The sequence below is a fragment of the Thermobispora bispora DSM 43833 genome, from assembly GCF_000092645.1.
GTDB lineage: Bacteria > Actinomycetota > Actinomycetes > Streptosporangiales > Streptosporangiaceae > Thermobispora > Thermobispora bispora.
In genome coordinates this window covers 3,939,740-3,956,992 of record NC_014165.1, presented here as the reverse complement: position 1 = coordinate 3,956,992, position 17,253 = coordinate 3,939,740, and the positions used below count along the sequence as shown (strand labels likewise).

18 protein-coding genes and 1 tRNA gene are annotated in these 17,253 nt (G+C 74.4%); 10 read left to right on the top strand and 9 right to left on the bottom strand.

Annotated features, from left to right (window positions below):
* Position 1: 1 nt before the first annotated feature.
* From gvpJ to TBIS_RS16835, 3 genes are all read right to left on the bottom strand, one after another.
* Positions 2-403: a gas vesicle protein GvpJ gene (gene gvpJ / locus TBIS_RS16845; protein WP_013133605.1), complete on the bottom strand. Its 402-nt coding sequence runs from the start codon at positions 401-403 to the stop codon at positions 2-4.
* A 100-nt stretch (positions 404-503) separates the two neighbouring features.
* Positions 504-1,754 (bottom strand): SRPBCC family protein, encoded by a 1,251-nt coding sequence (locus tag TBIS_RS16840; protein ID WP_013133604.1) that lies wholly within the window; start codon positions 1,752-1,754, stop codon positions 504-506.
* Between the two features lie 5 nt (positions 1,755-1,759).
* Entirely contained in the window at positions 1,760-2,323 is a 564-nt protein-coding gene (locus tag TBIS_RS16835; RefSeq protein WP_013133603.1) for a hypothetical protein, read from the bottom strand.
* An 802-nt stretch (positions 2,324-3,125) separates the two neighbouring features.
* On the opposite strand from TBIS_RS16835, the gene TBIS_RS16830 reads away from it, so the two are divergent.
* From TBIS_RS16830 to TBIS_RS16805, 6 genes are all read left to right on the top strand, one after another.
* On the top strand, positions 3,126-3,575 hold the full coding sequence (locus TBIS_RS16830; protein WP_013133602.1) for an Asp23/Gls24 family envelope stress response protein: 450 nt from the start codon (positions 3,126-3,128) through the stop codon (positions 3,573-3,575).
* A gap of 32 nt (positions 3,576-3,607) precedes the next feature.
* The gene (locus tag TBIS_RS16825; RefSeq protein WP_013133601.1) at positions 3,608-3,904 is read left to right on the top strand and encodes an Asp23/Gls24 family envelope stress response protein; all 297 of its coding nucleotides are present in this window, start codon (positions 3,608-3,610) and stop codon (positions 3,902-3,904) included.
* Positions 3,901-4,086: a hypothetical protein gene (locus TBIS_RS16820; RefSeq protein ID WP_013133600.1), complete on the top strand. Its 186-nt coding sequence runs from the start codon at positions 3,901-3,903 to the stop codon at positions 4,084-4,086. Before TBIS_RS16825 ends, TBIS_RS16820 begins: the two co-directional genes overlap by 4 nt.
* Positions 4,083-4,385 carry an Asp23/Gls24 family envelope stress response protein gene (locus TBIS_RS16815; RefSeq protein WP_013133599.1) on the top strand — a complete coding sequence of 101 codons (303 nt, stop codon included), beginning with the start codon at positions 4,083-4,085 and terminating at the stop codon, positions 4,383-4,385. The genes TBIS_RS16820 and TBIS_RS16815 overlap by 4 nt, the downstream gene beginning before the upstream one ends.
* Before the next feature lie 62 nt (positions 4,386-4,447).
* The gene (locus TBIS_RS16810; RefSeq protein ID WP_013133598.1) at positions 4,448-5,059 is read left to right on the top strand and encodes a DUF6286 domain-containing protein; all 612 of its coding nucleotides are present in this window, start codon (positions 4,448-4,450) and stop codon (positions 5,057-5,059) included.
* A 95-nt stretch (positions 5,060-5,154) separates the two neighbouring features.
* Complete coding sequence (locus TBIS_RS16805; RefSeq protein ID WP_013133597.1) at positions 5,155-5,724, top strand: Asp23/Gls24 family envelope stress response protein; 570 nt, start codon at positions 5,155-5,157, stop codon at positions 5,722-5,724.
* A 234-nt stretch (positions 5,725-5,958) separates the two neighbouring features.
* On the opposite strand, the gene TBIS_RS16800 is transcribed toward TBIS_RS16805, so the two are convergent.
* Both TBIS_RS16800 and TBIS_RS16795 read right to left on the bottom strand, forming a co-directional pair.
* Complete coding sequence (locus tag TBIS_RS16800) at positions 5,959-6,312, bottom strand: DUF488 domain-containing protein (RefSeq protein WP_013133596.1); 354 nt, start codon at positions 6,310-6,312, stop codon at positions 5,959-5,961.
* A gap of 401 nt (positions 6,313-6,713) precedes the next feature.
* Positions 6,714-8,111 carry a sensor histidine kinase gene (locus tag TBIS_RS16795; protein WP_013133595.1) on the bottom strand — a complete coding sequence of 466 codons (1,398 nt, stop codon included), beginning with the start codon at positions 8,109-8,111 and terminating at the stop codon, positions 6,714-6,716.
* A 736-nt stretch (positions 8,112-8,847) separates the two neighbouring features.
* On the opposite strand from TBIS_RS16795, the gene TBIS_RS18355 reads away from it, so the two are divergent.
* Both TBIS_RS18355 and TBIS_RS16785 read left to right on the top strand, forming a co-directional pair.
* Positions 8,848-10,077, top strand: a complete 1,230-nt coding sequence (locus TBIS_RS18355; protein WP_013133594.1) for an SRPBCC family protein — start codon at positions 8,848-8,850, stop codon at positions 10,075-10,077.
* Between the two features lie 85 nt (positions 10,078-10,162).
* The gene (locus tag TBIS_RS16785) at positions 10,163-11,695 is read left to right on the top strand and encodes a cobyrinic acid a,c-diamide synthase CobB (protein WP_013133593.1); all 1,533 of its coding nucleotides are present in this window, start codon (positions 10,163-10,165) and stop codon (positions 11,693-11,695) included.
* Between the two features lie 172 nt (positions 11,696-11,867).
* Here TBIS_RS16785 and TBIS_RS16780 read toward each other — a convergent pair whose 3' ends face one another.
* On the bottom strand, positions 11,868-12,815 hold the full coding sequence (locus TBIS_RS16780) for a sulfite exporter TauE/SafE family protein (RefSeq protein ID WP_013133592.1): 948 nt from the start codon (positions 12,813-12,815) through the stop codon (positions 11,868-11,870).
* A gap of 315 nt (positions 12,816-13,130) precedes the next feature.
* Between TBIS_RS16780 and TBIS_RS16775 the strand changes: the two genes are divergently transcribed.
* A complete protein-coding gene (locus TBIS_RS16775; RefSeq protein WP_013133591.1) occupies positions 13,131-14,063 on the top strand; it encodes a hypothetical protein in 933 nt (310 codons plus the stop codon).
* Positions 14,064-14,095: 32 nt separating this feature from the next.
* Here TBIS_RS16775 and TBIS_RS16770 read toward each other — a convergent pair.
* Both TBIS_RS16770 and TBIS_RS16765 read right to left on the bottom strand, forming a co-directional pair.
* Positions 14,096-14,167: transfer RNA gene (locus TBIS_RS16770), tRNA-Lys, on the bottom strand.
* A gap of 101 nt (positions 14,168-14,268) precedes the next feature.
* Positions 14,269-15,426, bottom strand: a complete 1,158-nt coding sequence (locus TBIS_RS16765; RefSeq protein WP_013133590.1) for an acyl-CoA dehydrogenase family protein — start codon at positions 15,424-15,426, stop codon at positions 14,269-14,271.
* Positions 15,427-15,511: 85 nt separating this feature from the next.
* Here TBIS_RS16765 and TBIS_RS16760 point away from each other — a divergent pair, with 85 nt between their 5' ends.
* Positions 15,512-15,895: a PspC domain-containing protein gene (locus tag TBIS_RS16760; RefSeq protein ID WP_013133589.1), complete on the top strand. Its 384-nt coding sequence runs from the start codon at positions 15,512-15,514 to the stop codon at positions 15,893-15,895.
* On the opposite strand, the gene TBIS_RS16755 is transcribed toward TBIS_RS16760, so the two are convergent.
* Complete coding sequence (locus TBIS_RS16755) at positions 15,850-17,124, bottom strand: MFS transporter (protein ID WP_013133588.1); 1,275 nt, start codon at positions 17,122-17,124, stop codon at positions 15,850-15,852. The genes TBIS_RS16760 and TBIS_RS16755 overlap by 46 nt on opposite strands.
* Positions 17,125-17,253 lie beyond the last annotated feature (129 nt).

The window sequence follows — 17,253 nt, the reverse complement described above, 5'->3', positions numbered from 1 at the left end:
GTCACTCCCCCCGCCGCCGTCGCACGGCGCGGCGGTCTTCCTCGGACGCGGCGAACTCGCGCAGCTTGTCCCCGGCGGCCTCGATCACGCCCTTGGCCACCCCCTTGGACTTGCCGTGCGCGACCCCCTCGGTGAGGCCGCCGACCAGCTCGGGGAGCCCGTCCTGCGTCTCGGTGAGGTCCAGCCGGTTCACCGCGGAGGCGAAGCGGAGGTAGGTGTCCACGCTCGCCACCACGACGCGCGCGTCGATGGTCAGCACCTCGATGCCGACGAGCGAGACCCGGACGTAGGCGTCGATCACCAGGCCCTTGTCGAGGATCGTGTCGATCACGTCGGCGAGGCCGGACCCGGTCGCGCCTCCGCCGGCCGGTGCGCCACCCGCCGGTGGAACGGTTACGGTCATTGCTTCTCTCTCTTCTCGTGTGGCGTGTTCGCGCCGGCAGTCCCTCGGGACGGCGGCGCCGACGCCGGGTGGCGACCGGCCGCGGGCTGCTGCCCGGGACCTAGTGCGCCTGCGGGCGGCGACGCCGTACCGGACGTTCCTCTTCCGCTGCCTCGTACGGCGGCGGTTCGGCGCCCCGGGCCCGCGGCGTGGCCGGCCTGCCGGCCGCCCTCGCCCGCCTGCCCGGTGCGGCCGAGGCCGTCGCGTACTCGGGCTCTTCCTCTTCTTCGGCCTCTTCGGCTTCTTCGGCGCCCTCCTCGAGGGCCTCCTCCTCCCGGCCTTCCTCGGCCGCCGGCTCCTCGATCTCCTCGCGGCCCTCCTCGGCCGCGGGCTCTCCGGTCTCCGCCTGGGCCTCCTCCCCGGCCTCCCCGGCCGCGGGCCCGGCTGCCGTCCCCGCGCGCTCCCGTTCCTCGCGGAGCGCGGTCTCCTGGTCCTTCACGACCTTGCTGTCGCGGATCTCGCCCCGCCAGCCCTGCAGGTCGTCCGGGTGGAGCAGCACGTTCGTCATGACGTGCCGGCGGAAGTGCTTGAGCTCCAGGCGCACCCGCCGTCCCTGGGCGCGCCAGATGTTGCCGGTGCGCTCGAACAGGCCCTGCGGGTGGTACTCGAGGACGAGCAGGACCCGGGTGAGGTCCGGGCCGAGCTCATGGAAGGTCACCGCGCCGTCCACGTAGCCCTTCGGCCCCTGCGACCGCCAGATGATCCGCTGGTCGGGGATCTGCTCGAGGATCGTCGACTCCCAGGTGCGGTGCGACCAGAAGACCTGTGCCTTCCAGCTCAGCTTCTCGTCGGACTTCTGCTCGACGGTCTCGACCTTCTTCATGAAGCTCGGGAAGTCCTCGAACCGCGTCCACTGGTCGTAGACGATCCGCCGCGGGGCGCCGATGTCGATGGACTCGACGATGTTGACGACCTTCTGCTTCTTGCCCTTGCGGCCCTTTCCCTTGCCCCCGCCGCCGAAGAAGCCCTTGACCTTCTCCTTGGCGTAGGTCATGAGGGCCGAGCGGACGGGATGCCGGCCGTCGCCCTCGGTGAGGCCCTCGAGCATGCCGCCGACCCCGGGCAGCTTCTCCCCGAGCTTCAGGGCGAGCGCGCCGAGCTTCTTGCCGCCGCTCGCACCGGCGAGGCTCGCGCCGCCGTGCTCGGCGTAGTCGGTGAGCCGGCCGACCATCTCATCGACCTTGTGGGTCACGGTGGACAGCGACCGTTCCGCCAGCGCCGTGGCGAGGTTCTTCGCCTCCGCGGCGAGCCGCGCCGTCGGTGCGACCTGTTCCTCGGGCGCCTGCTGTGCGCGCTGTGCTTCCTCGGCCATCGTGGCTACCTCCGGCGGGTGACGGGCTTGGAGGTACGGCGGGGCGGCGCCGGCCGCTCCTCGGCCTCGTACTCCTCCGGCTCCTCCTCGTAGAGCTCTTCCTCGGCGAGGTCCTCGGGCTCGGGCTCAGGGGCCCGGTGGGTCCGGGGACGCGGAACCTTGATCCTGGGCTCCGGCGCCGCGGCCTCCTCCTGCGCGCTCTCCGCTCCGGCCTCTTCGGCCTCGGCGGGTGCTTCCTCCGGGTGGCGCAGGGCCTCGGCCCGGCGGTGGAGCCGGTCGCTCAGCGCGTCGATCCGCCGGCTCGCCGCGGCCTTGGCCGCGCTCTTCCCGGCCTCGACGAGGTCGCCGCGCACCCGCTCGGCGACCGATCCGGTGACCTTGCCCAGGTCCGGGGCGGTGCCGCCGAGGAGCTTGCCGGCCTGGTCGAGCAGGCCGCCGAGCCCGGCCTCGCCGCGCAGCCGGCCGGCGAGGAGCATCAGCGCCAGAGCGGCGGCCGTGCGGAACTTGTTGTGCTTGCCGAGGTAGTAGCCCACGAGAATGGCCGACCCCGTCTTGAGTTCCTCTTTCATTCGCCCCTCCGGCTCCGTGTCGCCCGGCGTGTGGCCGCGCGGGATATGCCTCAATCCACGCCATGCCCCCGGCTCAGCGGTGAAACCTGCGGGCCGTACAGAGCCGGTAAATTCGCCGCATCGCGCTCGCCCGGGGGCCGGATGCGACGGGTGATCCCCGCCTTGGGAGGTTCCGCGGCGGGTCAAGACGGTGAAGCCATGGCCGCGGAGCGTCGCGCGGCACGGCGGGTCCGCGGCCGGAGTCGTTGTGCGGCACGGCGGGTCCGTGGCGGGATGCGTTGTGCGGCACGGCGGGTCCGTGGCGGGATGCGTTGTGCGGCACGGCGGCCGGCCGTGCGGTGATCCCCCACACCGCGGACTCCCCTGCCACGGGCGCGCGCGGGTTCCCCTTGCCGCACGGCACGGCTTGCCGTACGGCACGGCCGGGCGGCGCGGTCACACGGCTCGCCGGTCGGCCGTGCCCGGGGGCCGCCCGCGTCCGGCACCCGGACGTGACCCACTTACTCCGGCCCACTCCGGCACCCGGACTGGCCCACCACCGGAGACCCGCGCCCGGGCGGTGACGGTCCATGGCCGTGGGATGCGTCCACGGACGCGGGATGCGTGCATGGCCCGCGAAGTCGCGTTCAAGGGCCGGCCCCGTCGCCGGCGGAGATCTCGCGATCCCGACACGCTTGGCGCACTCGGGGGTTTTCCATGACCCAACCTCGCCCCGGCGCCCCCGATGAATCGGGATGGATCGGGTATTACGCGAACGAATCCGCGAGGTGGTCCTCGCGGAGGTCAAATCGGGGGAAGTCTGATGACCGAGAGCAGCACGCCCGCCGAGCGCGGCGCCCACGGCCCGGACACCGGGCGCCTCGCGACGGAACGGGGCCGGACGAGCATCGCCAGCCAGGTCGTCGCCAAGATCGCAGGAATGGCGGCGCGGCAGATCAAGGGGGTCTACGACTTCGGCACGGTCGCGGCCCGGGCGTTCGGCGCGCTGAAGGGCAGGCTCGGCGGCGAGGAGAGCGTCACGCGCGGCATCGCGGTGGAGGTCGGTGAGCGGCAGGCCGCGGCCGACATCCACCTCGTGGTCGAGTACGGCACCTCCATTCCGGAGCTGGCCGAGGCGGTGCGGGACAACGTGGCCGACGCGGTCGAGCAGATGTGCGGCCTGGAGGTCACCGAGGTCAACGTCACCGTCGACGACGTGCACCTCCCGGACGAAGAGCCGGTCGGCGCCGGGACGGGGCAGCGGGTCCAATGACCGCCACCGGACACCGTGGAGGAAAGGCCTCCGTGAGGGAGATCGCGGAACGGGTGGCGGCCTGCCCCGGCGTCGCCGGTCTCTCCGGCGGCCGCCTGGGCACGGTGGCGACCCCACTGCCCGGGCACACCGTCCAGGGCGTCGCGGTGCACGGCGACGAGATCGAGATCCATGTGGCCGCCCGGTACGGCACGCGGCTCCCCGAGCTCGCCAGGTCGGTGCGTGACGCCGTCGGCGATCTCGCCGGGGGCAGGCAGGTGCACGTCGTGATCGACGACGTGGTCATCGAGGACGCCGGCCGGGGGCCGGCGAAAGGACAACAGTCATGAGTGATTTCCCGGTATGGGCCCTGGCCGGGCTCGCGTTCGGCACGGTCCTGGGGATCGTGGGCGCCTTCGGGGGTGCGGGCGCGCTCCTGCTCGTTCTCATCCTCGGCGTGATCGGCTTCTTCGTCGGCCTCATGATGGAGGGCGGCGTTCAGATGCCGAGCGTCCACCTGCGGCGGCAATGAGCGCTCAGGTAGGCGGCGCCACGACCGTGTCGGGCCGCGCCTTCGTCAAGATCGCCGAGCGGGTCGCGGCCGAGGACGAGCGGCTCGCCGGCACCCCGCGGGTCACCGCGGAGCTCGCCGGCGGCGCCGCCGTCGTCCACGTCGACCTGGAGGTCCGCTACCCGGCACCGGTACCGAGTGTCGCGGGAGATCTCCGGGAGCGGCTGCGGCACCGGGTGTCCCGCCTCACCGGGGTGCCGGTGGTGAACGTCGACATCGACGTCGTCCGGCTCGTGCCCGTGGGGGGTGATTCGCGGTGAACGCAGGCCACCCGGCTCCGGAGCCCGGGCCGCGGCCCGAGCGCCTGACCGCACCGGCTGACATGACCGCACCCGGCCCCGGTGCGGAGCGCGACGGGGGCGGCCGGTCTCCGGACGGGCGGGTCGCGCGCCGGGCCGCACGCTCCGCGCTCCGGCCGACCCGCGCGGTTCCCGCGTTCCTCACCGCCCTGGTGCTGCTCGTCGCCGGCGTGGTGACCGCGATCGAGGTGATCTCGGCGTTGCTCGGCCGCCCGCTCCGGCTCGTGCCGTACGACACGGTGGCCGGATGGGCGCGGAGCACGCCCTGGAACGACACGCGGGCGATGGCGGTGGCGGGCGCGCTCGCCCTGCTCGGCCTGCTGCTCCTGCTGATCGCCCTGGTGCCGGGCCGCGGCCGGATGGTCGCGCTGCGCACCGGGGATCCCGATCTGGTGATCGCGATGCCGCGCCGCGCGCTGGCGGGGCGGCTCTCCCGGGTGGCCCGGGAGGCGCCCGGCGTGCGGCGGGCCAGGGCGCGGATCCGCGGTTCCCAGGTCGACGTGCGGGCGCGCACGGACCTGCGGGACACGGCGACGGTCTCCGAGCGCGTGCGCCAGGCCGTGGACGGAGAACTGGAGCGGCTCGCCCCGCTCCAGCGGCCACGGGTGCACGTCCGGGTGCGAGGCCCGGCCTGACCGGCCCGGCCGGTGATCGGCGGGCCGGCCTGACGCGCCCGGTGACCCCCGCCCGGCAACCAGTGCCGGGCGCGGCGGGCGGAAGGAGGATGACCATGAACCGGGGAGCGGCCAACCGCATCGGCCTCACCGTCGTGGGGCTCGTGCTGCTCGCCGCCGGTGGGCTCGCACTCGCCCGGGGCCTCGGCCTGTTCGGGGCGGAGGCGGCCCGGGGACCCTTGCTCGACGAGAGGGTCGCCGGCTTCGCCCGCACCTCCGGGTGGTTCTGGCCGGTCGTGGCCGCCCTCGGGCTGATCATCGGGGCCATTGGGCTCGACTGGCTGCTCGCCCTGGTCCGGCCCACCCGGCTCCGGCGGCTGCGCCTGGAAGAGGGCCCGTCCGGGGTGACCGAGATCCGCGGCGCTCCGGCGAGCCGGGCCCTGGCCGACCAGGTGCGCGGCTATCCGGCGGTACGGCGGGCCCATGCCGTGCTGCGGGGCACCCCCGAGGAGCCCCGGCTCGCGGTGAACGTCACCACCCGGGACTCGGCCGATCTCGCCGGCCTGGTCGGGCGGCTCAGCACCGAGGCCGTACCCGCGCTGCGCTCCTCGCTCGGGCTGGACCGGCTCCCGGCGACCGTACGGCTGCGCCTCGTGCCCGGCGACCACACCCGGGAGATCCACTGAGCCGGCAGGGCCGGCCCATGCCCCGAGGCGACGCGGCCGGCCTCCAGGCGCGCCCGCCGGCCGTCACATGATCCCGCCCGGCGATGAGCGGCGGCACCGACCCCGGCCGGCGGACGGCGACCGGTTCCGCTCCACATGCGCCATCGACGTTGGCGGGCCGCCGCGGGCTGCTCTGGCGTTCGGCCGGGTCGCGCGGGCGGCGCCGGCAGGGTGGACCGTCGCCCCGGCGGCGGCTCAGGAGTCCGACAGCACCTCGGCGAGGACGGCCGCGTTGCTGTGCTCGACGTCCTTGGTGGCGGTGAGCAGGGTCAGCCTGCCCTGCTTCGACAGGTCGCGGAGGTGCTGGAGCGCGGCCTGGCGGCGCGGCTCGGCGAGCTCGGCGAGGTAGCGGCTGCGGAACTCCGGGAAGCGCTCGGGGACGTGCCCGTACCAGACCCGCAGCTCGGCCGAGGGCGCCACATCCTTGATCCACTCGTCCAGCCGGGCTGCCTCCTTGGTCAGGCCGCGCGGCCAGATGCGGTCCACCAGGACCCGGACGCCGTCGTCCGATGTGGGCTCGTCGTACACACGGCGTGCCGTGACGGGCATGGGCTCACCCCCGCTCCCATCCGATCACGCCCCAGGAGCCCGATCTCCCGCCCGCTGGGGCGTCACTTCCCTGGTCATGGATTCTTGCCCGTCCGGCGGGGCGGCGAACGCGGGACGCGGGCCCCGCCGTACCCGGGCCACCGATGCGGGCCCGCCCTACCACGCGCTCCGGAAGGGGTGGGCCAGTGGCCGAGCCGGTGGGATCGCCGTGCCGGCCGGGCGGCCCGGGCACACCGGCGGCCGGACGGGCCGGGGAACGCGCGGGCCGCCGGTCCGCCGGCGGGGCGGCCGTCACGCGGGAGCATCGGATGCCGTCGCCGGGGGACCGGATGCCGTCACGCCGGGGACCGGATGCCGTCACGCCGGGGACCGGATGCCGTCACGCCGGGGACCGGATGCCGTCACGCCGGGGTGCCGGGTGCCGCGAGGCCGGGTGCGCCGGGTTCGACGGGAGGCCCGGCCGCGCCGTGGACCGCGGGCAGGGCGAGCACGAAGCGCGCCCCTCGTGGGCTGCCCAGGATCCGCAGGGAGCCGCCCGCTTCCTCGGCGATCTGCCGGGCGATGGCCAGGCCCAGCCCGGTGCCCGCGCTGTCCTTGGCGCGCGCCGCATCGAGCCGGATGAACCGCTGGAACACCAGCTCGCGCTGGTCCGGCGCGATACCGGGCCCGTCGTCGAGCACCTCGAGCATGGCGAATCCGCCGGAGCGCGCATTGATCGCGGGCTCGTACCACACCCTCACGGAGACCATCGAGGCGGCGTGGCGTTCGGCGTTGTCGAGGAGGTTGGTGATCAGACGCCGCAGCCGCACCGGGTCGGCCTGGACCACGAGCCCGGGGACGTGGGAGTACTCGATCGTCGTGGCCGCGTCCGATGCGCTCCTGCGCCGGATGGCCAGCTCCTCGCCGACGAGTTCGCCGAGGTCGACGCGGGTTGCCGCGCCCCCGACCCGGGCGTCGAGCTGCGCGATCATGAGCAGGTCGTTCACGGTCGCCTGCAGCCGGTCGATGCCGCCCAGGATGGTGCGGGCCAGTTCGGTGACGCTCCGGTCGTCCGGGGCGAGCAGGGCGTCCTCGACCTCGGCCCGTATCGCGGTGATCGGCGAACGCAGGTCGTGGGAGGCGTCGGAGGTGAACCGCTGCTGGTGCTCGAGGGCGGCCTGCATCCGGCCCAGGGTGCGATTGATGCTCAGGGCGAGCCGGCGCAGCTCGCCGTTGCGCCGCGGCAACGGGACCCGGCCGGTCGGGGACCGCTCGTCGATCCGGTCGAGCACCTCGCTGAGCGCGCGCACCGACCTGGCCGTCGGGGCGGCGAACCTGCGGCCGAGGTACGCGCCGAGGCCGATGAGCAGTACGGCACCGCCGAGGGCGAGCACGGCCGGCACCGTGGTCGCCGGCCCGGTGGCGACGCCGAGCGCGGTGGCGTGGCCGCCGGCGTCCCGGGGGTCTGCATCCGGGCGGCCGGCCGCGAGTCCGCCGCCGAGCTCGGCGAGCGGACCGAGCGGCTCACCGAGGCCGGCGAGAGCGGCGGTGGCCGCGCCGGTCGCGTCCGCGGCCGCCGGTGCGGCCGCGGGCAGGACGGTGAGGACCAGGAGTGCCGCGGCGAGCCGCACCGCGCACCAGAGCAGCGTGGCGAGCCTCGGTGTCCCGGTGGCCCGGCGTGGCGCGGGGACCTCGCGGGGGATGCCGTGATGGCCGGCCGGAGACCGGTCCCGCTCGGCCTGGGAGCCACGGTCCCCGGACCCGGCACCGTCGTCGCCGGGCCACAAGCCCCGTGGCAGCGGATGTACTGCTCGCCCCATGGTCGTTCGTCCTTGTCTCGGCCGGTGGCCGGCGCGCGTGTCGGCGGAGATCCTCCCGTTGGTCGGGACGGTGCCCGAGGCGGACGCACCCCTTGGCCCGGGATGATCCACGTCAGCCATCGTCTAAGACAATTCCGTCTTGCCTCGAAGCTACCCTTGTCTGCCTGTAAAGTTTGTAAGCAATGTGAAATGTCTTGCTATGTTCGGCGTAAATCGGGCGGCTGATACGGCCATCCGGCAAGACCGATGCGACCGATGGGAAAGCCGTGGCACGGTGGTCGTGGCGATGCACGGTCGATCGATAGCGTCTGATGGTTCGAAAGCTGCATTTCCCCTTATTCCGGAATGCGGAATCGCGGGTCGTTGACCGGATTCCGAAATCGCGTCCGGTGCGCGCCCGGAAATGATCGGGATTCGCGATCGGCGTTCGGCGACGCCGTATCCCGGCCGCGCCGGCAACGAGTGCACCGCCATGCGCGTCACACCCGCCGCCCTGCCGACCGCACGCTCCGGAGGACCGCCGTGCGCCTGCGGGGGCCGGTGCCCCGGAGCGCACGGCCCGGTGCTGCGGCGCGCCGTGCGGGCGGTCCGCGACCGCCGGGCCCGCCCGCGCGGTCCGGCCGGCTCCGGTCGCGAGCGATCGCCACGGCCAGGCAATGGAATCCCATGCGGGGCAACGGAATCGTTGGCCGCCCACCGGGTAGAGCCGTCGCAGGTGCGAACGGGGGTGGATGCCATGGTCACGAACGCCGATCCGGCACCGTGGGAGCGATGCCTCACCGTGATCGCACGGCCCGAGCCCTCGCTGTCGAGCAGGGTGCGGGCGGCCGCGCTCGGCGCCTGTGCCGGGGCGGCGATCGAATACTTCCTCGACCCCGTCTGCGGCCGGAGCCGCCGGGCTCGGGTCTCCGACAAGGCCCGGCGTCTCACCCGGCGCGTCCAGGGCGGGGCCGGGGTCCTCAGGCGTGATCTCACCAACCGCGCCCGCGGGGCCGTCGCGCGCGTGCGCTACCGCTTCCACGGCCGTCACGCCGACGACCGGGTGCTCCACGAGCGGATCCGCGCCGAGCTCGGGCGGCACGTCAGCCATCCCCACGCGGTGGACGTCGAGGTCGCCGACGGGTTCGTGGTGCTCTCCGGTGACGTGCTGGAGAAGGAGAGCGGCCGGGCGCGCCGCGCGGTGGCGCGGATCCCCGGGGTGAAGGCCGTCCGCGCGCTCTGGCGGGTCCACGTCGACCCGGCGGGGGTGCCCCAGCTTCAGGGCGGCAAACCCCGGGAGCCGTTGTTCGAGCTCCGGCAGCGGCACTGGTCCCCGACCGCGCGGTTCGTGACCGGCTCGGCCGCGCTCGCCGCCTGGGTGGTCTCCAGGCGGCTGCACGGGCCGATCCAGGCGGCCGTGCGCGTCGGCTGCGTGGCCCTGCTGGCCCGGGCCGCGGCCAACCTCCCGCTGCGGCAGCTCATCGGTTTCCCGGCCGGCGGGCGGGACGCCTTCCTGATCCAGGACGAGATCTGCGTGGCGGCCCCGGTCGACGAGGTCTGGCCGGTCGTCAGCGACTACGAGCGGTTCACCGAGTTCATTCCGCGGATCTTGGAGGTCCGCCGCCATCCGGACGGCACGTCGGACTGGGTGCTGCAGGGGCCGGGCGGGGTGCCCGTCCGCTTCACCGCCATCGAGACCGAGCGGGTGGAGGGGCGCACCCTCTCCCTGCGGGTCATCGGGCGGCGCGCCGCCAACACCGCCATGGTGCAGCTCATTCCCGTGGACCCCGGGCGCAGCCGGATCCAGGTCAGGATCTCCTACCTCCCGGCGGCCGGCGCGGTCGGCCGGGCCATCGCGTCGCTCTTCGGCACGGATCCCGCCCGCGAGCTGCGCGCGGGCCTCACCCGGCTGCGGTCGGGCATCGAGGAGCGGGCGCGGTCCGGTGCCGCCACGGCCGCGACCGGGTGGAACACCGACCCCCGGTGACGCCGCCCCGCGCTCCCGGGCCCGCCGGCCCACGGGGATCCGGTGCGGCGCCGCCCGCCGGGGCGCCCGCTCCGCGGATGACACCATGGGGGACGTGAGCGAGCAGCACCCCGGCCGTACGGCCCGGCATCCGGAACGCCGGCCGGCCGCCGGAGCGCGGAGGCGCCCGCCCGCGACCGGGCAGGGTCACCGGCCCGGCGACCGCCTGGCGGCCCAGGCAGAGGACCGTTGGCCCGGCGACCGCCTGGGCGCCCAAGCCGAGGACCGGGCGACCGCAGCCCGATCCCGGTCCTCGGTGCCCCGGCTGGTGATCGCCGCACCCGCCTCGGACAGCGGCAAGACCACGGTGGCGACCGGCCTGATGGCCGCGCTGCGCGCCCGGGGGCTGCGCGTCTCCCCGCACAAGGTGGGGCCCGACTACATCGACCCCGGCTACCACGCGCTCGCCACCGGGCGGCCGGGCCGCAATCTCGACCCCTGGCTCACCGGCGAGGAGTCGATCGTGCCGCTCTTCCTCCACGGCGCCCGGAACGCCGACGTCGCCGTGGTCGAGGGCGTCATGGGCATGTACGACGGCGCGGGCACCGATGACTTCGGCTCCACCGCGCACATCGCCCGGCTCCTCGGCGCCCCGGTGGTCCTCGTGGTGGACGCCGAGCGCCAGGCCCGCTCCGTCGCCGCCCTCGTGCGGGGCTTCGCCTCCTTCGATGAGCGGGTACGGGTCGCCGGGGTGATCCTCAACAAGGTCGGCTCCCCCGGGCACGGGGAGCTGTGCCGTACCGTGCTGGACGAGATCGGCATCCCCACCCTCGGCGTGATCCAGCGGGTGGACGGCGTGGTCACCCCCTCCCGGCACCTGGGGCTGATCCCCGCGGCGGAGCGCCGGGCGGAGGCGGTGGCCGCGGTGGACCGCATGGCCGAGCTGATCGCGCGCTCCTGTGACCTCGGCGCCCTGCTGGCGGTGGCCCGGTCGGCGCCGCCGCTCACCGCCGCGCCGTGGACGCCGGAGGCCGGGGTGCCGGACCCGCGCCCGGGCCCGGTGGTGGCGGTGGCCGGTGGCCCGGCGTTCACCTTCGGCTACCCCGAGCAGGCCGAGCTGCTCTCCGCGGCGGGCGCGCAGGTGGTGACCTTCGACCCCCTCCGGGACGAGCGCCTCCCCGAGGGCACGGGTGCGGTGGTGATCGGCGGGGGATTCCCCGAGGTGTACGCCGCGGAGCTGTCGGCCAACGAGCCGCTCCGCGCCGAGCTGGCCGCCTTCCGCGGGCCGATCGTCGCCGAGTGCGCCGGCCTGCTCTACCTGGGGCGCGAGCTCGACGGCCACCCCATGTGCGGCCGGCTCGGCATCACCGCGCGGATGACCGACCGGCTCGCCATCGGCTACCGGGACGCGGTGGCGTCCGCATCGGTGGTCACCCGGGAGGGGGAGCGGTACCGCGGCCACGAGTTCCACCGCACGATCACCGAGCCGCGCCACGCGGCACCGCCGCTGTTCCGCTGGCCGGGCGGGGCCGACGGCTTCGGCGGCCCGCTCATCGCCGCCTCCTACCTGCACCTCCACTGGGCGGCCTACCCGGAGCTCGCCTCCCGCCTCGTCGCGGCGGCGGCCGGTCCCGGGTGAAGGGGCGCCGGGACCCGCCCACGCCGCGCGCGGGCCTGCCCGGGTGCGGGGCGGCCGGCCGTACGGCGCGCGTGGCGCGGCGGGGGACCCTCCCGGCCCGCGGCGGGCGGTGGGCCACCCCGCGCACCGCGCACCCGACGGTCCGGCCGCCGGTGCGGACCCGTGAGGTGGCTCAGGCCGGGGTGGGCTCCTCCTCGGCGCGGGGCCGGCGCAGCTCGGTCTCCACTGCCTCCACCGCCTCCACGGACTCGTGCTCCTTGTTGCGGCGGTACTCGCGCACCGAGTACGCGATGGCCGCGGCCCAGACGAGCGCGATGGCGATGTAGACGGTGGCCTGCACGTCACCCGGGGCACCGATCCAGTCGCTGCGCAGCAGGGTGCGGATGTTGGTGAGGATGATCAGGCCGCCCACGGCGGAGCCGAGGATGCGCGGCGGGATGTGGCGGACCAGCCAAGCCGCGATCGGCGCGGCGATCACACCGCCGAGCAGCAGCACCCCCACCCAGGCGAAGTCGATGTTCTCCGAGCCGAGGCCGACCAGGAAGCCGGCGCTGGCCGCGAGCGCGATCAGCGACTCGCTGGCGTCGATCGAGCCGATCACCTTGCGCGGCGCGAGGCGGCCGCTGGCGAGGATGGCCGGGGTGCCGATCGGCCCCCAGCCGCCACCGCCCGTGGCGTCCACGAACCCGGCGAACAGGCCGAGCGGGGCGAGGAAGCGGGAGCGCAGCGGCTTGCCCAGGTTGTGGCGGGGCAGGCCGTAGGCGGTGAACCGGACCAGGATGTAGACGCCCAGCGTGAGCAGGATGATCGACATGATCGGGGCGGCGACCTCGGTCGACAGGCTCGACAGGAAGGTCGCGCCGGCGAACGCGCCGATCGCGCCGGGGACGGCGATCCTGCCGACGACCTTCCAGTCGATGTTGCCGAACCGCCAGTGGGAGATCCCCGAGGCGAGCGTGGTGCCGATCTCGGCCAGGTGGACGGTGGCCGATGCCGCCGCGGCGTTGGTGCCGGCCGCCAGCAGCAGTGTGGTGGAGGTCACCCCGTAGGCCATTCCGAGGCTGCCGTCGACGAGCTGGGCGGCGAAGCCGACCAGGCCGAGAACGATGAGTGATCGCACCGCGCGTCCTTCTCTACATTTCCTGCTTTATGCGTGGGAAATATAATCAATCAGGGGTGGGGCGCGGTCAAGTGCTGTCAGGGATCCGGTCATGTCACCGTGGTGGACTCCGGCCGGCCACGGCCGCCGGATACCCGGCCGCCGGCGGGCATGCCGCTCCGTACCCGATGCGGTGCCGGCACCGCGCCGTGGCGCGGCACGCCGGCGCGCTCGGTGAGCTCGGCACGCCACGGAGGCCGATCGCCGAGGCCCCCGTCGGCCACCGCGGGTACTAATGGGAGGGTTCTCGCAACCACCAGACAGGGAGAACCCGGCATGCCGGTGCGCGACGTCCCCGCAGAGCCCGGAGCGCTCGAGGATCGGCCGCCCGGGGGCACCATGTTCGCCGCCTGCTACGGCCGGCTGGTCCGGCACCCGTGGCACGACCCCGAGCACGACGCCTATCAGCTCTTCCACCAGCGGTCGCTCGCCATGGGCTGGCTCGACGAGGCGAGCGCGGACCAGGCGGGCCTGCCGTACGGCGCCACCGGCCTGTGGGCGATGAACGACGCCGGGTGGGACCACCCCCTGGCCGCGCCCGGGGCCGGGCTCATCGCCTGGTTCCAGGTGGAGGTGCGCGCACCGGCCGGTGACCGGCCGCTCCCCGTCCAGCCGTTCCTGCGGTGCGCCGCGGACACCATGGCGCGCGCCGGCACGCCGCACCTGACCGCCGTACAGCTCCTCCTGCCGGTGCAGTGCCTCGGCGGTCGCCCACCGCGGGCGCCCGTGCCGTCGCTGCGGACGGTCCACTGGTTCGCCGACCTGGACCCGGGCGCGCGGACCGCGGTGGAGGTCGGCGTGGACGGCGGCCGGGACCCGGTGATCCCCGAGGTCGCGGAGCGGCTCGCCGAGCGCCTCGCCGAGCTGGATCAGGACGTGTTCGCGTACCGGTCCCACCGGGCCGGCGGCCCGGATGACCGGCTCCCCCCGCCGTTCCACGACGCCTTCTGGAACGGCCCGCCCGGCAACGGCGTGGTGCTCCACGGCGAGCTCGCCGAGTGGTCGTGCGACGCGGCCGGGTGGCTCGCCGAGGTGATCGCCGACACCGCCGCCCGGCTCGGCGTCCGTTCCCCGCTCCTGCTCACGGTGGCGCGCGAGCGGCGGCGGGGCCAGGCGGACCGGGGCGCGGACGCACCGCGTACCGGGCCCGCCGGACCGGAGCCGCGGAACCCGCCCCAAAACGGCGACCGGGCAGACCTCACCGCGTGATCGGAGCCGGAGGTCTGCCCAGTGCGTCGGCGTGGGGCGCCAGGGATTCGAACCCTGAACCTACGGATTAAAAGTCCGCAGCTCTGCCGTTGAGCTAGCACCCCAAGCCAAGGGTACAGAGAATCCCATGTACTCGGCGAGGTGCCATGCTCTTCCGATGATCTCCGCGGTGCTCCGGACGGATCTTCGGGTACGGCCGGCGGCCTCAGCGGTAGGCCGCCACCCCGGTGAGGGCCTCCCCGAGCACGAGGGTGTGGACCTCCTCGGTGCCCTCGTAGGTGAGCACCGACTCCAGGTTGGTCATGTGCCGGATCACCGGGTACTCGAGCGTGATCCCGTTCGCCCCGAGGATCGAGCGGGCCTCGCGCGCGATGTCCAGCGCGGCCCGCACGTTCGCCAGCTTGCCGAAGCTGACCTGCCGGGGCTTCAGTCTGCCGGCCTCCTTCAGCCGGCCGAGGTGGAGCGCGGTGAGCCCGGCCTGCCCGAGCGCCACCGCCATCCAGGCGAGCTTCCGCTGGGTGAGCTGGAACGCGCCGATCGGCTTGCCGAACTGGATCCGCGTCCTGGCGTAGTCGACGGCCGCCTCCAGGCAGGCGCGGGCGGCGCCGACCACGCCCCACAGGATCCCGTACCGCGCCTCGGTGAGGCAGGAGAGCGGGCCCTTCAGCCCGGTCACCCCGGGCAGCACGGCGGAGGCGGGCAGCCGCACGTCGTCGAAGTGCAGGGACGAGGTCACCGAGGCGCGCAGCGACAGCTTGCGGTGGATCTCCTGCGCCGAGAAGCCGGGGGTGGAGGCGGGGACGATGAATCCCCGGATGCCCGAGTCGGTCTGCGCCCACACCACGGCCACGTCCGCGATCGACCCGTTGGTGATCCACATCTTGGATCCGTTGAGGATCCAGTCACCGGACGGGTCCTGCTTTGCGTAGGTCCGCATGCTGCCCGGGTCCGAGCCGTGGTCCGGCTCGGTCAGGCCGAAGCACCCGATGGCCTCCCCTGAGGCGAGCCGGGGCAGCCACTCCTGCTTCTGCTCCTCCGACCCGTACTTCCAGATCGGGAACATGGCCAGGGAACCCTGAACCGAGACGAACGAGCGCAACCCGGAGTCCCCGGCCTCGAGCTCCCGGCAGGCCACCCCGTAGGAGATGGCGTCGAGCCCGGCGCAGCCGTACCCCTCGAGGTGCATGCCGAGCAGGCCGAGCGAGCCCAGTTCAGGGGCGAGCTCGCGGCCCGGGAAGACGCCCCGCTCGAACCACTCGCCCACGTGGGGGAGCACTCGTTCGGAGACGAAGCGCCGGACCGTGTCCCGGATCATCCGGTGCTCGGGGGTCAGCTGATCATCGAGCTCGAGCAGGTCTTCCATGGAACCAGCGTATCCGGGCCTTCTCAGGGGAAGACCAGGGGGAATCCCGATCCCCGGGCGGCCGGCCGGGCGGCACGCTGAAGACATGAGCGAGATGAACGTCTACGGCGGAAAGCGGCTTCAGCGGACCAGGAACGGCAGGATGCTCGCCGGGGTGTGCTCCGGCATCGGGGAGTACGTGGGCATCGACCCGAACATCCTCCGCCTCGCCTTCGCCATCGCCACCTTCTTCGGCGGGCTGGGCATCGGCGCGTACGCCGTGGCCTGGATCCTCATCCCCGAGGAGGGCGCCCCCACCTCGATCGCCCAGAACATCCTCGAGAAGCAGAAGGACTCCCACCTCTGGCACGACATGAGGCTCAAGTTCGAGGGCTTCCAGCGCAACTTCTCCCAGCCGGGCCGGCCGGACGGCCAGCAGGCCACCTACACCCGGACCGGCGCGGACGGCTCCGAGGGTCCTCGCGGGTGACCGGTGGCCGCGTGAACCTTCGCGATGATCTCGGCACGGGACTCGGTCCAGAGCATGGTCAGCGCGGCGGCGCAGCTCAGCCCGGCGGCTCCCGCTATCGCGACGACCGGCTCTGGGCCGAACCGCTGGGCGAGCGCCCCGGCGGCCAGGATGCCGAGCCCTTGCGCGGCGAGCAGCCCCGACTGCGCGATCCCGAACGCCTGCCCGCGCTCGGCGGGCGGGACGCACTGCACGAACGCGGCGTTCGCCGCGATCTGGTAGACACCCCCGACCCCCGATAGCGCCCACAGGGCGAGCACGACCTCGAGCGGCGGCCGGGCCGCGCACACGATCAGCGGCGCGCAGCTCAGCATCGCCAGCCAGCCCATGCTCTTGAGCCGGCCGGCCGGGCTGGCGAACCGCCCGTACAGCAGGGCGCCGATCAGCGTCCCGGCCGGCATCGCGGCCATCAGCAGCCCGGTGACCAGCGAGACCGGGAGCGTCTCGTGGTCCAGCGCCGCGGCGTACGGCGCCGCGATCCCCTCCGGCACCACGTAGAACCCGCAGAGCCAGGCGAAGAGCACCAGGGTCCGCAGCCGCCGGTCACCGAAGACCAGCCGCAGCCCGGTCCTGACCGACGACCCCATGGCGGGGCGCCGCCCGTCCGCGCGGGCCGGCGCGGGGCGGTGCCGTACCTTGCCCACGATCGCCAGCGCCGAGGCGAGGAAGGTGGCCGCGTCGAGGGCGAGCGCCCGGTACGGCCCCAGCGTCGCGATCACCGCGCCGCCGATGGCGAACCCGAGCATCTGGACGGCCTGGTTGGTCACGTTCTGCAGGGCGGAGCCGACCACGTACCGGTCACCGGAGAGGATCTCGGGCAGCAGCGCCGCCCGGGCCGCCGAGAACGGCGCGCCGAGGAGCACCACGCCGAAGACCAGCGCGCACAGCGCGGGGAGCGGCATGCCGGGCACGGCCATCACCGCGACGAGCATCGCCCGGAGCACGTCGCACCAGAGCATGACCCGCCGCCGGGGGTAGCGGTCCGCGAGCCCGGCGAGCAGCGGGCCCCCGATGATGGGCGGCAGGTAGGTGAGCGCGTAGACGGCGGCGGTGGCGAGCGCGGACTCGGTGCGGCTGTAGACGAGAACGGCCAGCGCGACCTGCGCGAACTGGTCCCCGAGCAGCGAGAGGCCCTGCCCGAGCCACAGCCACCGGAACTCCTCGACCGCGATGACCTCGCGGTAGGTCATGCGCGAGGGGGTACGGCGGTGCCGTCCTGCCGGCCTGCCGGACCTCGTGACGGCCATGTCACTCCGCTGTGCCGCCGTGCTCCGGGGAGGAGGCCGTGGTCCGAGCCATGGAGTGCCGACAGAGCGTGT

What these genes read in the sequence shown, in the direction of transcription:
- TBIS_RS16810 (WP_013133598.1), top strand. Translation starts at nt 4,448, where the DNA reads ATGACCGCACCCGGCCCCGGTGCGGAGCGCGACGGGGGCGGCCGGTCT.
- TBIS_RS16755 (WP_013133588.1), bottom strand. Translation starts at nt 17,124, where the DNA reads ATGACCTACCGCGAGGTCATCGCGGTCGAGGAGTTCCGGTGGCTGTGG.
- gvpJ (WP_013133605.1), bottom strand. Translation starts at nt 403, where the DNA reads ATGACCGTAACCGTTCCACCGGCGGGTGGCGCACCGGCCGGCGGAGGC.
- TBIS_RS16840 (WP_013133604.1), bottom strand. Translation starts at nt 1,754, where the DNA reads ATGGCCGAGGAAGCACAGCGCGCACAGCAGGCGCCCGAGGAACAGGTC.
- TBIS_RS16830 (WP_013133602.1), top strand. Translation starts at nt 3,126, where the DNA reads ATGACCGAGAGCAGCACGCCCGCCGAGCGCGGCGCCCACGGCCCGGAC.
- TBIS_RS16775 (WP_013133591.1), top strand. Translation starts at nt 13,131, where the DNA reads ATGCCGGTGCGCGACGTCCCCGCAGAGCCCGGAGCGCTCGAGGATCGG.
- TBIS_RS16795 (WP_013133595.1), bottom strand. Translation starts at nt 8,111, where the DNA reads ATGGGGCGAGCAGTACATCCGCTGCCACGGGGCTTGTGGCCCGGCGAC.
- TBIS_RS16815 (WP_013133599.1), top strand. Translation starts at nt 4,083, where the DNA reads ATGAGCGCTCAGGTAGGCGGCGCCACGACCGTGTCGGGCCGCGCCTTC.
- TBIS_RS16765 (WP_013133590.1), bottom strand. Translation starts at nt 15,426, where the DNA reads ATGGAAGACCTGCTCGAGCTCGATGATCAGCTGACCCCCGAGCACCGG.
- TBIS_RS16820 (WP_013133600.1), top strand. Translation starts at nt 3,901, where the DNA reads ATGAGTGATTTCCCGGTATGGGCCCTGGCCGGGCTCGCGTTCGGCACG.
- TBIS_RS16785 (WP_013133593.1), top strand. Translation starts at nt 10,163, where the DNA reads ATGGGGGACGTGAGCGAGCAGCACCCCGGCCGTACGGCCCGGCATCCG.
- TBIS_RS16800 (WP_013133596.1), bottom strand. Translation starts at nt 6,312, where the DNA reads ATGCCCGTCACGGCACGCCGTGTGTACGACGAGCCCACATCGGACGAC.
- TBIS_RS16835 (WP_013133603.1), bottom strand. Translation starts at nt 2,323, where the DNA reads ATGAAAGAGGAACTCAAGACGGGGTCGGCCATTCTCGTGGGCTACTAC.
- TBIS_RS16805 (WP_013133597.1), top strand. Translation starts at nt 5,155, where the DNA reads ATGAACCGGGGAGCGGCCAACCGCATCGGCCTCACCGTCGTGGGGCTC.
- TBIS_RS18355 (WP_013133594.1), top strand. Translation starts at nt 8,848, where the DNA reads ATGGTCACGAACGCCGATCCGGCACCGTGGGAGCGATGCCTCACCGTG.
- TBIS_RS16760 (WP_013133589.1), top strand. Translation starts at nt 15,512, where the DNA reads ATGAGCGAGATGAACGTCTACGGCGGAAAGCGGCTTCAGCGGACCAGG.